Source organism: Streptomyces sp. AM6-12 (genome assembly GCF_044327085.1).
Lineage (GTDB): Bacteria > Actinomycetota > Actinomycetes > Streptomycetales > Streptomycetaceae > Streptomyces.
The window spans coordinates 370,460-383,689 of the sequence record NZ_JBIQWN010000002.1; the positions used below are offsets into that span (position 1 = coordinate 370,460).

At 73.5% G+C, this 13,230-nt stretch carries 13 protein-coding genes; 6 read left to right on the forward strand and 7 right to left on the reverse strand.

Features of this window, described 5'->3' with window-relative positions:
- The first annotated feature begins 246 nt into the window (after positions 1–246).
- Complete coding sequence (locus tag ACE4Q9_RS30090) at positions 247–1,041, forward strand: putative protein N(5)-glutamine methyltransferase (RefSeq protein WP_397987665.1); 795 nt, start codon at positions 247–249, stop codon at positions 1,039–1,041.
- A gap of 69 nt (positions 1,042–1,110) precedes the next feature.
- Here ACE4Q9_RS30090 and ACE4Q9_RS30095 read toward each other — a convergent pair whose 3' ends face one another.
- On the reverse strand, positions 1,111–3,186 hold the full coding sequence (locus tag ACE4Q9_RS30095; RefSeq protein WP_397987666.1) for a SpoIIE family protein phosphatase: 2,076 nt from the start codon (positions 3,184–3,186) through the stop codon (positions 1,111–1,113).
- A 311-nt stretch (positions 3,187–3,497) separates the two neighbouring features.
- On the opposite strand from ACE4Q9_RS30095, the gene ACE4Q9_RS30100 reads away from it, so the two are divergent.
- Positions 3,498–4,373: a hypothetical protein gene (locus ACE4Q9_RS30100; RefSeq protein WP_397987667.1), complete on the forward strand. Its 876-nt coding sequence runs from the start codon at positions 3,498–3,500 to the stop codon at positions 4,371–4,373.
- A 107-nt stretch (positions 4,374–4,480) separates the two neighbouring features.
- The gene (locus tag ACE4Q9_RS30105; protein ID WP_397987668.1) at positions 4,481–4,855 is read left to right on the forward strand and encodes a hypothetical protein; all 375 of its coding nucleotides are present in this window, start codon (positions 4,481–4,483) and stop codon (positions 4,853–4,855) included.
- 34 nt (positions 4,856–4,889) lie between these two features.
- Here the strand turns inward: ACE4Q9_RS30105 and ACE4Q9_RS30110 are convergent, their stop codons facing one another.
- The gene (locus tag ACE4Q9_RS30110) at positions 4,890–5,261 is read right to left on the reverse strand and encodes a tautomerase family protein (protein WP_397987669.1); all 372 of its coding nucleotides are present in this window, start codon (positions 5,259–5,261) and stop codon (positions 4,890–4,892) included.
- A gap of 78 nt (positions 5,262–5,339) precedes the next feature.
- Between ACE4Q9_RS30110 and ACE4Q9_RS30115 the strand changes: the two genes are divergently transcribed.
- Together ACE4Q9_RS30115 and ACE4Q9_RS30120 are read left to right on the forward strand one after the other, a co-directional pair.
- Positions 5,340–7,355 carry an NADPH-dependent 2,4-dienoyl-CoA reductase gene (locus tag ACE4Q9_RS30115; RefSeq protein WP_397987670.1) on the forward strand — a complete coding sequence of 672 codons (2,016 nt, stop codon included), beginning with the start codon at positions 5,340–5,342 and terminating at the stop codon, positions 7,353–7,355.
- Positions 7,356–7,385: 30 nt separating this feature from the next.
- A complete protein-coding gene (locus ACE4Q9_RS30120) occupies positions 7,386–8,009 on the forward strand; it encodes a PadR family transcriptional regulator (RefSeq protein WP_397987671.1) in 624 nt (207 codons plus the stop codon).
- Positions 8,010–8,016: 7 nt separating this feature from the next.
- On the opposite strand, the gene ACE4Q9_RS30125 is transcribed toward ACE4Q9_RS30120, so the two are convergent.
- Together ACE4Q9_RS30125 and ACE4Q9_RS30130 are read right to left on the reverse strand one after the other, a co-directional pair.
- Positions 8,017–8,583 (reverse strand): hypothetical protein, encoded by a 567-nt coding sequence (locus ACE4Q9_RS30125; protein ID WP_397987672.1) that lies wholly within the window; start codon positions 8,581–8,583, stop codon positions 8,017–8,019.
- A 207-nt stretch (positions 8,584–8,790) separates the two neighbouring features.
- Positions 8,791–9,768, reverse strand: coding sequence for a fibronectin type III domain-containing protein (locus tag ACE4Q9_RS30130; protein WP_397987673.1), 978 nt, complete (start codon positions 9,766–9,768; stop codon positions 8,791–8,793).
- 463 nt (positions 9,769–10,231) lie between these two features.
- Between ACE4Q9_RS30130 and ACE4Q9_RS30135 the strand changes: the two genes are divergently transcribed.
- Complete coding sequence (locus ACE4Q9_RS30135; RefSeq protein WP_397988265.1) at positions 10,232–11,104, forward strand: glycoside hydrolase family 75 protein; 873 nt, start codon at positions 10,232–10,234, stop codon at positions 11,102–11,104.
- Positions 11,105–11,132: 28 nt separating this feature from the next.
- Here ACE4Q9_RS30135 and ACE4Q9_RS30140 read toward each other — a convergent pair whose 3' ends face one another.
- From ACE4Q9_RS30140 to dhaK, 3 genes are read right to left on the reverse strand one after another with little or no spacing between them, the layout of a single operon-like run.
- Entirely contained in the window at positions 11,133–11,540 is a 408-nt protein-coding gene (locus ACE4Q9_RS30140) for a PTS fructose transporter subunit IIA (RefSeq protein ID WP_397987674.1), read from the reverse strand.
- Between the two features lies 1 nt (position 11,541).
- A complete protein-coding gene (gene dhaL / locus ACE4Q9_RS30145; RefSeq protein ID WP_397987675.1) occupies positions 11,542–12,141 on the reverse strand; it encodes a dihydroxyacetone kinase subunit DhaL in 600 nt (199 codons plus the stop codon).
- 46 nt (positions 12,142–12,187) lie between these two features.
- On the reverse strand, positions 12,188–13,180 hold the full coding sequence (dhaK, locus tag ACE4Q9_RS30150) for a dihydroxyacetone kinase subunit DhaK (protein WP_397987676.1): 993 nt from the start codon (positions 13,178–13,180) through the stop codon (positions 12,188–12,190).
- Between the last annotated feature and the right edge of the window lie 50 nt (positions 13,181–13,230).

Consider the following 13,230-nt stretch of genomic DNA (forward strand, 5'->3'; position numbering starts at 1 on the left):
TTCCCGGTGCTCCGGATTCCGGTTGCAGAGTACAACTCGCGACGTCAGGGGGCCGAACCCGGTCGGGCCCGGTGGGGTATGGTGACCGTCCGGTCGCGCAGGTCCGCGGCCCCGAGTGCGAGGAGGTGGGACCCATAACCGCTGTGTCAGCCGGGGTGCTCCCCCCTCGTGACGGCGCGGTGCACCGGCAGCGGTGACCGCGGGAGCGCCCTGTGGTCTCGCGCTCCCGAAAGGCATCCGTCATCCATGCCCTCACGCTCCTCTCATCCCGCCCTTTCCCCCGCGGCCGTCGTCCGCGCGCTGCGTGCCGCCGGGTGCGTGTTCGCCGAGGACGAGGCCGAGTTGATACTCGGCACCGCCCGTGACGCCGCCGAACTCGCCGCCATGGTGGACCGGCGCACCGCCGGGCTGCCGCTCGAACACGTCCTCGGCTGGGCCGAGTTCCACGGGCTGCGGGTCGCCGTCGAGCCCGGCGTGTTCGTGCCCCGCCGCCGTACCGAGTTCCTGGTGGACCAGGCGCTGGCCGAAGTGCCGGACGCGTCCGTCGTGGTGGATCTGTGCTGCGGCTCCGGCGCGCTCGGCGCGGCCCTCGCCGCCGCGCTGGACGGGGCGCGGGTGCACGCCGCCGACATCGACCCGGCCGCCGTCCGCTGCGCGAGCCGCAACCTCGCCCCCCACGGCGGCCACGCCCACCGGGGCGACCTCTACGACGCCCTGCCCGCCGCGCTGCGCGGCCGTGTCGATCTCCTGACGGCCAACGTGCCCTACGTCCCCACCCCCGACCTCCCGCTGCTCCCCGCCGAGGCCCGCGACCACGAGCCGCCCACCGCCCTCGACGGCGGCCCCGACGGCCTCGCCGTCCTGCGCCGCGTCGCCGCCGGGGCCCCCGGCTGGCTCGCCCCCGGCGGCCGGCTGTTGTCCGAGACCAGCGAACGCCAGGCCCCCGCCGCGCTCGCCGCCTTCACCGAGGCGGGCCTGAGCGCACGCGTGGCGGTCTCGGAGGAGTGGTCGGCGCATGTGGTCATCGGGGTACGGGGCTGACGCCGGGAACACCGCGGCCTCGTACGGGACTTATCCCCCGAACGAACACCACAGTCGACTGACGGTTCGTCAGCACTCCTTCGCCCGTGCGATGAGCAGCGCCACGTCGTCGTGGTTGTCCGGATGGTGGAGCGTGCGCAGGAGGTGGTCGCAGGTCTCCTCCAGCGGCCGGGTGGGATCGGTCAGCAGGGACAGCATGACGTCCAAACGTTCGTCCAGGGTGTGGTGGCGGGTCTCCACCAGGCCGTCGGTGTAGAGGACAAGTTCGTCGCCGGGGGCGAAGTCGACGGTGACGGTGGAGAAGGAGACACCGCCGACGCCGAGGGGGACACCGGTGGGCAGGTCGAGGAGCTCGGGAGGGTGGCCGGGGCGGACGCGGGCCGGGGGCAGATGCCCGGCGTTGGCGATGCGGCACTGCCGCAGCCGCGGGTCGTGGACGGCGTAGACGCAGGTCGCGATGGAGTGGTCCAGGGCCGAGGTGGTCTTGTCCAGGTGCGCCAGGAGCACCGCGGGGTCCAGGCCGAGCGCCGTGAGCGTGGCGGTCGCGGTGCGCAGCCGGCCCATCGTCGCCGCCGCCCCGATCCCGCTGCCCATGACATCGCCGACCACCAGCGCGGTCCGCCCGCCCTCCAGCGGGATGACGTCGAACCAGTCCCCGCCGACCTCGCTGGTGGCACCCGCCGGCTGGTAGCGCGAGGCCACCTGGAGCCCGGTGGTCACCGGCGGTTCGCTCGGCAGCAGGCTGCGCTGGAGGGTGAGCGCGGTGTTGCGGGCGTTCTGGTACCAGCGGGCGTTGTCGATCTGCACCGCCGCGCGCGCCGCCAGCTCCCGCGCGAGCAGTACGTCGTCCGCGTCGAACGGCCGTGCGTTGACGGTCCGTTTGAGGTCGAGCGCGCCCAGCACCTCGCCGCGCGCGATGAGCGGCACCGCGAGGTACGAGTGCAGCCCCGCCCGGCCCAGCAGCACGGCCGCCTCCGGGGAGCGGGCGATGCGCGGCAGGTCCTCGTCCTTCACCCGCGGCACCAGCACCGCCTCGCCCGTGCGCACGCACTCGGTGACCAGCCGGTCCGGCGCGTACCGGGCGATCTCGCCGGGCGTGTCCGCGGCCCGTACGGCGTCCGAGCCGTCCTCCGGGCGCAGCGCCAGGGCCCGGAGCACCGCCGGGTCCGCCGGGCCGAGGGTGCTGGGCCGGCCCTCCACCACCGCCTCCAGCAGGTCCACGGCGGCCACATCGGCCAGCTCGGGCACCGCGACCTCGGCCAACTCCCAGGTCGTACGGTCCAGTTCGAGTGTCGTACCGATCCGCTTCCCGGCGTCGGCGATCACCGCGAGCCGGCGCCGCGCCACCTCCGCCTCCACGGCGGCCCGGTGCTGCTCGGTGATGTCGGCCACCGAGCACGCCACGCCCAGCACATGGCCCGCCGCGTCGTCCAGCCGGTACAGCGAGACCGCCCAGGTGTGGTCCGCGTCGGGGTCCGCGGGCGTACGGCCGACGAGGGTGTGGTCGATCAGCGGCGCGCCCGTCTCCAGCACCCGGCGGGCGCCGGTCTCCATGCCGGCGACGTCCAGCCCGGGCACCACCTCGGCCATGCGGCGCCCCAGGTGCTCGGCGGCCGGCCGCCCGTTGATCCGCTCCAGAGCGGGGTTGACCGACACGAACCGCAGCTCCGTGTCGAGCACGGCGAGACCGGCCGGGGACTGCTTCACCATCCGCTCGGACAGGGCCACGTCCTGTTCGAGGCGCCGCACGGTCGAGCGGTCGGCGGCGAGACCGAGGGCGTACACCTCGCCGCGGGCGTCCAGCAGCCGCATGTTGCGGAACTCCACCAGACGGGTGGTGCCGTCCTTGTGCCGGATCGGAAAGCCGCCCGCCCAGCTCTGCCCGGTGGCCATGACGTCGGCGAAGAGTTTGCCGACCAGTTGCATGTGCCGCTCGTTCACCATCAGCCGGGCGGCGTACTGGCCGAGCGCCTCCGCCGCCGTGTAGCCGAACAGCTCCTCGGCCTGGGGGCTCCACAGCACGATCCGGCCCTCGGTGTCCAGGACCACCGAGGCCACCGCGAGCACGTCGAGGAGGCCGCCCGGCGGCACGGGACCGCGGGCCGGCTCGCCGCCCTCCGTCGCCGCAGCCCCGGCTGCACTCATGCCACGCACCGCCTTCGCCCGTCCGGACGGCACGCCGTCCCCCGTGCCGGTTCCCCACGTCCTGTCGCGCTCACATCCGACTCTCCGCCGCTGTCGCCGTCAACCTCCACCATCTCTCAACCCGGCGGCGGGCGTCCGCCCGAGCGACGCCGGCCGGGGCACCGGGACCGCTCGCGGGACCGTACCGCGCGGCCGGCGGCGCCGGGAGAGTTCACGCCCATGTTTGCTGCATTGGCCTGTACATGACCGATCGCGCCACGCCAGACTGTGCGCCGTTCGAGTGTCCCCACCGCCCGTTCGAGGAGATGGTCATGCCCGCGTCCGCCCGGTTACGCCGCACTGGAGCCCTCACCGCGCTCGTCGCCCTCGCCGCCGCCCTGTCCCTCGCCGTGCCGTCGTCCGCCGCCGCGGCCGGCACCTGGAACGAGACCGGCTCGGACCGCGCCGACCCGCTGACCGAGAGCCAGGGGCTGGCCTCGATCGAGGTCCCGGCCGGCAGCCCCAACCGCTACACCGGCATCGGCACCATCCCGCTGAGCGACTCCCTGCGGGGCTGGAACCACGTCGGCGACCCCGACGCCTCGTACGAGGGCTACTACGTCGAGCCCTACCAGGAGGACTCCGGCGGCGCGAAGATGTACCGCGTGCAGGCGCCCGACGGCTCCTGGTCGGAGTACGTGCACCAGCTCAGCCCCGGCGAGGCGCTGAACAACTCCTGGGACGCGATCACGCCCGACGGGCAGTGGATGCTGTCCGGCGAGTGGGGCACGATGAACCGGCTGCTGGTCTTCCCGACGCCGGGCGAGAACCGCAGCACCTCGCCCTCGGCGAACCTCCCGCTGGCCGCCACGGTGCACCTGGACCACGCCGTCAGCGATGTGCAGGGCTGCGACTTCTCCGGCCCCACCACCCTGCTGTGCTCCTCCGACGACTCCGACGGGAGCCTGTTCGGCATCACCAAGCCGCTGCTCCAGATCGACCTGTCGGCCCCGCCGAACGGCTCCGCGGACGTCACCGGGCATGTCACGGCCCTGCGCCAGCTGCCGCTGCGCAGCGCGTGCTCCGGCACCTTCGAGGTGGAGGGCATCGACTACGACCGGCGCAGCGGCACCCTGCGGGTGATCGTGGTCTCGCCGGGCATCTGCGTGCTCACCGACAGCAAGACGTACGAGTTCACCCTCGGCTAATCCCGCGCAGCGCGTGCGGGTGACGAGGGGCGGTGTTTTGCTGGGCGGGGGGATGGACGCGGTGCGGCGGGGTACTCCGGGCAGCGCGGCCAGGAAAGGAGCGATCAATGGCGCACGAGGACCAGTCGCATCCGGAAACCGTCACGGTGGAGATCAGCGGATGCTCCAAGGACGACGCGCGTCTCGTCTTCGAGGCGCTCAACACGTGCTTCGCGTCCGACCGGGGCGATGACGAGGTGCCCCAGCAGCTCCACGAGTCCCGTCCGATGGTGTGGCTCGGAAGTTACGAGGTCGCGGACACCGAGCGCACGGGCTGTCCGCCGGTCCACCTCCGCTCGTCCGTCCAGGCGGACGTCCAGGGCGGCTACTGGGCCGTGGACCGCTTCCGCCACACCCTGGACTCCATGTTCACCGTCGAGGAGACCAGCGCGGCCTCCGGCGACCAGGAGCGCGACCTGCACCTGCGCCTGGAAAGCCGCTGAACCGAGGCACCACCGCCACGACGGCACGACACCGCTACGCCGACGCCCCGGCCGGTCCCGCACCGGCCGGGGCGTACTGCGCCAGGCTGTACCCGAAGGACCAGTCGGCCGAGGTGTTCTCGGTGACGGTCACGAACACATTCGCCGGATCGGTCCCGGTGCGCTCGTGCACCAACTCCGCGATCCGCCGGTACATCCCACGCTTCATCTCCGCATCGCGCCCGGCGCGCATCGTGATCGCCACGATCACCAGGGAGTCGTCCCTGCGCACGCCGGGGTAGTCGTCGTAGCGCACCGTGGTGGTCGTGCCGTCATGGCCGGTCATCACCTGGAAGCGGTCCTCGGGCGGAACGCCGAGCGTCTCCACCAGGGTGTCCGTACTGCGGGTCAGTGGCGTGGGGCACATGTTGTGCAACTTGTTGCATAAGCGGGTTCGCGTGCTCTACAACAAGATGCGAACGCATCCGCGCACGGAGGGCCTGACATGAGCCGCTACCCCCACTTGCTGACCCCGCTGGACCTGGGGTTCACCACGCTGCCCAACCGGGTGCTCATGGGGTCCATGCACGTGGGCCTGGAGGAGGCCGAGCGGGGGTTCGAGCGGATGGCGGCCTTCTACGCCGCCCGTGCGCGCGGCGGCGTCGGGCTCATCGTCACCGGGGGCATCGCGCCGAACGAGGAGGGCCGGTCCTTCGAGGGCGGGGCCATGCTCACCACCGAGGCGGAGGCCGAGCGGCACCGGATCGTCACCGAGGCCGTGCACGGCGCGGGCGGCCGCATCGCGATGCAGATCCTGCACTTCGGGCGGTACGCCTACCACCGCGACCTCGTCGCCCCGAGCCCCGTCCAGGCGCCGATCAACCCCTTCGTGCCCCGCGAGCTGTCAGACGCGGACGTCGAGCGGACCGTCGAGGACTATGTGCGCGCCGCCCGCCTCGCCCGGCACGCCGGATACGACGGCGTCGAGATCATGGGCTCAGAGGGCTACCTGATCAACGAGTTCATCGCCGCCCGCACCAACCACCGCACCGACCGCTGGGGCGGCTCCTACGAGAACCGGATGCGCTTCCCGGTCGAGATCGTGCGCCGGGTCCGGGAGGCCGTCGGCACGGACTTCATCATCGTCTACCGGCTGTCCATGCTGGACCTCGTCCCCGGCGGCTCCTCGCACGCCGAGGTGGTCACCCTCGCCAAGGCCGTCGAGGCCGCGGGCGCCACGATCATCAACACCGGTATCGGCTGGCACGAGGCCCGCATCCCCACCATCGCCACCTCCGTGCCGCGCGGCGCCTACACCTGGGTCACCAAGAAGCTGATGGGCGAGGTGGCGATCCCCCTGGTGACCACCAACCGCATCAACACCCCCGAACTGGCCGAGGAACTGCTGGCCGACGGCTACGCCGACATGGTCTCCATGGCCCGTCCCATGCTCGCCGACCCCGACTTCGTCGCCAAGGCCGCCGCCGGCACCCCCGAGGCCATCAACACCTGCATCGGCTGCAACCAGGCGTGCCTGGACCACACCTTCGGCGGCAAGCTCACCTCCTGCCTGGTCAACCCGCGCGCCTGCCACGAGACCGAGCTGGTGCTCGCCCCGACCCGCACGAAGAAGCGCGTCGCCGTGGTCGGCGCCGGACCCGCCGGCCTCGCCTGCGCCGCCGGCGCCGCCGAACGCGGCCACCAGGTCACCCTGTTCGACGCCGCGAGCGAGATCGGCGGACAGCTCAACGTCGCCCGCAAGGTCCCGGGCAAGCAGGAGTTCGACGAGACGCTGCGCTACTTCCGCCACCAGCTCGACGCCCACGGGGTCGACGTACGGCTCGGCACCTGGGTGAGCGCCGCGGACCTGGCCGGCTACGACGAGGTGGTCGTCGCCACCGGCGTCACCCCCCGCACCCCTGACATCCCCGGCGTCGACCACCCCCGCGTGCTCGGCTACCTGGACGTGCTGCGCGACGGCGCCCCCGTGGGCGAGCGCGTCGCCGTCCTGGGCGCCGGCGGCATCGGCTTCGACGTCGCCGAGTTCCTCACCGACGCCGGCGACAAGGCGAGCGAGGACCCGCGGACGTACTTCCGCCACTGGGGTGTCGACATGGAGTACACCGTGCCCGGCGGCCTCACCGAGCCGAGCCGCCCCCTCCCGCCCCGCCAGGTGCACCTGCTCCAGCGCAAGACCACCAAGGTCGGCGCCGGGCTCGGCAAGACCACCGGCTGGATCCACCGCACCGAGCTGAAGCACCGCGGCGTCACCATGGTTCCGGGCGTGCGCTACGACCGCATCGACGACGCGGGACTGCACATCACCGTCGGCGAGGAGAGCACCGTCCTGGAGGTCGACACCGTCGTCCTGTGCACCGGTCAGGAGCCGCGCCGCGACCTGTACGACGCGCTGGTCGCCGCCGGGCGCAGCGCCCATCTGATCGGCGGCGCGGACGTGGCGGCCGAGCTGGACGCCAAGCGTGCCATCAAGCAGGGCACCGAGGTGGCGGCGGCGCTGTAGACCCGTACCGGGCGTCCCTAGGATGGGCCCATGTCACTCCCGCACGCGATCCTCACCGCCCTGCTGGAAAAGCCGTCGTCGGGGCTGGAGCTGACGCGCCGGTTCGACAAGTCGATCGGCTACTTCTGGTCCGCGACGCACCAGCAGATCTACCGCGAGCTGGGGAAGCTGGAGGGCGAAGGGCTCATCCGGGCGCTGCCGGCCGCGCAGCCCTCCCGCGGGCAGAAGAAGAGTTACGAGGTCCTGCCCGCGGGCCGCGCCGAGCTGGCCCGCTGGGCCGCAGCCGGGCAGGACCCCAAGCCACCGCGGGACCCGCTGCTGCTGCGGCTGCGCGCCGCCGCGGTGGTCGGCACGGCCGGCATCGAGGCGGATCTGCGCCGCCATCTGTCGTCGCATGAGCGGCAGTTGGCCGAGTACGAGGAGATCGAGCAGCGCGACTTCCCGCCGGACCGGGACGCCCCCGAGGACCGGCTGCGGCACCTGGTGCTGCGGGCGGGCATCGACCTGGAGACCTTCTGGACCCGGTGGCTCGCCCACGCCCTGGCGGAGTTCACGCGACTGCCGGACCCCGAACTGCCGGCAACCGGGCTGCCCGGAGCCGAACCGTCCGAGGCCGGGCCGGGCGGGTCCGCTCCCCGTTCCGCAGGGGACTGAGCCGCCCTCAGCGCCGGTACGGCTTCGTACGGCGGCGCAGATACCAGCCGGCCGTGACGGCCCCCGCGCTCACCAGCGCCGCGCCGGCCCCGAGCGTCAGCGCGCCGTAGTCGCGGGTGGCGCCGCCGAGGCCGCCGTTCACCCCCCGGTTCGGCGCCGGCCGGGTCGTCGTCGTGGTCGTCCCCGGCCTGGAGGTCGCCGCGAGCGTCGGCGCGGACCCGGCGGACACGATCACCGACTGGCTGCCCGCCGTGCTGCCGCTGGAGCAGACCACCACCACGGTGTACGTCCCCGGACTCACCTTGGACCAGGCCGCGGACTGGCTGATCGTGGTGCCCGACAGCGCCACCTGCCGGCCCTGCGCGAAGTTCGCCTGGCTGCTGGTGAGCAGGGCCGCGGTGCCCCAGCTGCCGTTGATCTGGGTGCACGCGCTGGTGACCACGGAGACGCTGGATCCCGTGGTGCTGACGGAGATGCCGGAGACCGCGGCCGAGGGCGCCGCGAGCGCGGCCGGGAGCACGGCGGCGGCCGCCAGGGTCGGAGCGAAGCGGAGCACGGATATGGAGTTGCGCATCGGGGCCTCCGGCGGCACGGCCGGCGGTACGTCCCATGCGCCGCCCTGGGTCGGGGAACATCCGTGCTGCCTGGTCAGCAGCCAACGCGGCCCCGGCGGCGCGCGCACCCGGACGGCACCCGGCCGGGTGACGGAAACCCACACCCGGAGCAGGGCGGGCCCCCGCCGGGATGCGCCGGGCGGCGACCTGTGGCCGGGGCGCGCGGCTCAGCGTCCCGTGGTCACCGTGCGCTGTGCCGACCAGCCGCCCCAGGTGCCGTCCGGCAGCCGGGCCCGCAGCCGCACCCGGTGCTCCTCCCCGGTGGTGCGGCCCAGGTAGAAGCTGTAGCGCGCCCGGCCGCGCGGCGGGGTGCCGCCCCACTCCAGCGAGGTCGTCGTGGTGCCGTCCAGCAGGATCGAGTACTCGGTGATCACCCCGCCGGCGTCCGGTGGGTCCCAGGCCAGGTCAAGGTAGTAAGCGCCGCCGGTGCGATGCGTGGCGGCGGTGAAACCGGTCGGCGCGGTGGCCCGGCCGTCGTCGGTGCCCGGCGTGGTCAGCCGCACCGGCGCGCTGGCGGGGGAGAGGTTGTCGGCCGCGTCCCGCGCCCGCACCGTGAAGACGTACCGGGTGCCGGGCCGCAGCCCGGTGACCACCGTCGAGGTCTGTGCCCCGCCGACGCTGTGGATCCGCACCCCGCCCTGCGCGATGTCGTACGACACCACGCCCCGGTCGTCCCGTGAGGCGCCCCAGGCGAGCTGGACCTCGCGGCTGCCGACGGGGTGCCCGGTGGGCGTGCCGGGGCGGGTCGGCGCCGTGTGGTCGGCCGCGATCCGGGCGGGTGTGCGGGCCCGTACCGTCCGGCTCGGTGGTCCGAGGCGCCCGGCCTTGTCGCGGGCGCGCACGGTGAAGGCGTAGCCGGTGGACGGGCTGAGCCCGATGACGTCCACCATGCGCTCGGTGCCCGGCACGTCGGCCGCCTTGGCGCCGCCCCGGTAGACCTCGTAGGAGCGGATGCCGGGGCTGTCGTCGGGCACCGCGTTCCACATGACGTGCACGGTGGTGGCGCTGCCCGCCTGGGCGGTGACGCCGGTCGGGGCGCCCGGCATCCGGCCCTCGTCGCCGCTGTCGGCCCGGCTCGGGGCGCAGGACGCGAGGAGGAGCAGGGCTCCGGCGACCAGCACGAGCGGAAGGGGAACGCGTCGCACGGTTCTGCCTCCACAGCTGTTCCACATTCGATGATCGGTTCGGCACCGACGGCCCCGGCAATGGTCCGGACCAATATGGCCCGGCCGGTGTGCCCAGGACAAGGGGCCGTTGCGGAGCGCGCGCGGACGATACGTATGCTGAGATCTCTCTACGGCTGAACTCCGCGCCAGGACAGGGGAGTTCATGCCGGCGGCGCAGAGACGCTGTCGTCGCCGAACCCGCGCCCGCGCGGGTGGCCGGAGGGCCCGGACCGGGGTCGGTCGGGGCCCCCGGCCCCTGTTGTCAGGTGAACACACTCCCGTTCATGCGTTTTGTGCACCAAATGCCGAAATTATTCCCTCACGGGTTGTCAGAAGCGTGCTCCATCCGGCCGCTTCGGGGTGGCCCCGGCGGGCGGGCGTCCGGGCCGCGGATCACAGTGGCCTCGACATGTCCCCGAGGAGAGGGTTCCTCATCGTGCGTGTGCGTGTCCCGACGTTGACACTGGCCGCGGCCGGCGTCGCCCTGATCGCCCCCGCCACGCTGCCCGGCGCCGCCGCGGCCCTTCCGCCCGAGGTCCGGAGCACGGCCCATGGCGAGGACGCCACCGCCGCTCCGGGTGCCGGACAGCGCCCCGGACCGGCGCCGATCGCCAGCAGAGACGTTCCTGCCGCCGTGCGCCCCGAGCGGGGCGCCACCGCCCCCAGCCGGGGCCGGCCCGCCGTCACGCCGCCCCGCACGCGGGCCCGCACCGCCCAGGACCGTGCCGAGGGTGCCGTGACCGCCGCCGATCTGCTGGCCAAGGTCGGCACCTGCGCCGAGATCTCCCACGGCCGCTACCGCACCGACGCGGACAGCCCCGCGACCGTGCCCGTCTGCGGCGCCTCGGGCGCGGTCTTCTGGAAGGCCGACCTCGACATCGACTGCGACGGCCAGACGACGGCCCACTGCAACGGCCAGGCCGACCCGCTGTACTCGCCCGGCACCGCCTACGTGCAGTCCGACGGGCGGCCGCTGAACGCGGAGACCCTGCCCTACATCGTCGTACCGGCCGCGAGCAGCCGCTGGAGCCCCGCCGGGAGCGGGGTGCGGGGCGGTTCCGTCGCCGCCGTCGTCTACCGGGACCGGGTGCAGTACGCGGTCGTCGGCGACACCGGACCGAGCGACCTCATCGGCGAGGCCTCCTACGCCACCGCGCGGGGCCTCGGCATCCCCGCCGGACCCAGCGACGGCGGGGTGCCCTCCGGGGTCACCTACATCGTCTTCAAGGACTCCAAGGTGGACCCCATCGAGGACCACCAGGCGGCGGTGACCACGGGGGAGCGGCTGGCCCGGCAGTTCGTGACCGACAACTGACCAGCCGCACCGGCCCGCTGACGAGCCGTCACACCTTGCGGTAGTCGTACGCCTCCGTCGCCGCCGCCACCACCGCGGCCAGATCGGCGCCCGCAGCGGCCGTCACCACCGCGGCCACCGCCCCCTCCAGGAACGGGGCGTCCACCAGCCGGGTGTCCTCGGGCAGTTCGTCCTCGGCGAGCAGCGCCTTCACCGTCAGTACGGCGCTGCCGAGGTCGGTGAGGACCGCGACCCCGGCACCCCGGTCCACCGAGGCGGCCGCGGCGGAGATCAGCTCGGCACTGGTGCCCAGCCCGCCGCCCTCCGTACCGCCCGCCGGGGCCACCGGCACCGAGGCGGCACCGCCCGCGAGCCCCTTGGCCAGCGCGGCGACCGAGGCGGCCACCTCCGCGCTGTGCGACACCAGCACGATCCCGACCAGCTTCTCCTCGCTCACGTCAGCCCTCCGCCGTCTCGGCCAGCGCGGCCATCAGCAGCGCCGACGACGTCGCCCCCGGATCCTGGTGCCCGATGCTGCGCTCGCCCAGGTAACTCGCCCGGCCCTTGCGGGCCAGCAGCGGCACGGTCTCCTCCGCGCCCCGCTCGGCGGCGGTCCGGGCGGCGGCGAAGCCCTCGCCGAGCGCGTCCATGGCCGGCAGCAGGGCATCGACCATGGTCTTGTCGCCCGCCGCCGCCCCGCCGAGCTTCATCACCCCCTGCACCCCCGTCCGCAGCGCCTCGGCCAACTGCGCCTCGGTGACCTCCGGGGCCTCCCCGAGCGCCTTGCCGGTCCGGCGCAGCAAGGTGCCGTACAGCGGCCCCGAGGCACCGCCGACCGTCGAGATCAACACGCGCCCGGCGAGCATCAGCACGGCGCCGGGCGTGCCCGGCGTCTCCTTGTCCAGCTCCGCCTGCACGGCCGTGAATCCGCGCCGCATGTTGCTGCCGTGATCGGCGTCCCCGATGGCCGCGTCGAGGGCGGTGAGCCGTTCCGCCTCGCGGTCGACGGACGCGGCGGTCGCCGTCATCCAACGGCGGAAGAAGTCGGCGTCGAGCACTGGACCTCCCAAGCATAGTAAGGGCGTTGAGACTTGTACCGCCGTATCACATCCCCCAGCGCAATGCCGGGGTGCGCACCGGCGCGTCCCACAACCCGAGCAGCTCCTCGTCGACCTGGCACAGCGTCACCGAGGCGCCCGCCATGTCCAGGGAGGTGACGTAGTTGCCGACCAGGGTGCGCACCACCGCGACCCCGCGCTCGGCCAGCACCCGCTGCACCTCCGCGTTGAAGCCGTACAGCTCCAGCAGCGGGGTGGCACCCATGCCGTTGACCAGCACGAGTACCGGGTTGTGCGGGGGCATGTCGTCCAGGATCGCGTGCACCGCGAAGTCGGCGATCTCCCCGGAAGTCATCATCGGCCGCCGCTCCCGGCCCGGCTCGCCATGGATGCCGATGCCCAACTCCAGCTCGCCGTCCGGGAGATCGAAGGTGGGGCTGCCCTTCGCCGGGGTGGTGACGGCGCTCAGTGCCACACCGAAGCTGCGGGAGTTCTCGTTCACCCGCCGGGCGATCGCCTCCACCTGCTCCAGCGGCCGGCCCTCGGCCGCGGCGGCGCCCGCGATCTTCTCCACGAACAGCGTCGCCCCGGTGCCGCGCCGGCCGGCTGTGAAGAGGCTGTCGGTGACCGCCACGTCGTCGTTCACCAGCACCTTGGCGACCTGTATGCCCTCGTCCTCGGCCAGCTCCGCCGCCATGTCGAAGTTGAGCACGTCGCCGGTGTAGTTCTTCACGACGAACAGCACTCCGGCGCCGCTGTCCACGGCCGCCGCCGCGCGCACCATCTGGTCCGGCACCGGCGAGGTGAACACCTCACCCGGACAGGCGGCGGACAGCATGCCCGGACCGACGAACCCGCCGTGCAGCGGCTCGTGCCCCGACCCGCCCCCGGAGACCAGGGCGACCTGACCCTGCACCGGGGCGTCCCGACGGATGATCACCCGGTTCTCCACGTCCACCGTCAGATCCGGATACGCGGCGGCCATCCCGCGCAGCGCGTCCGCCACGACGGTCTCCGGCACGTTGATCAACATCTTCATGCCCGTCTCCCAGAAAGCTCGGCGGCTGGTCCCGGACCGGCATTCGCCCT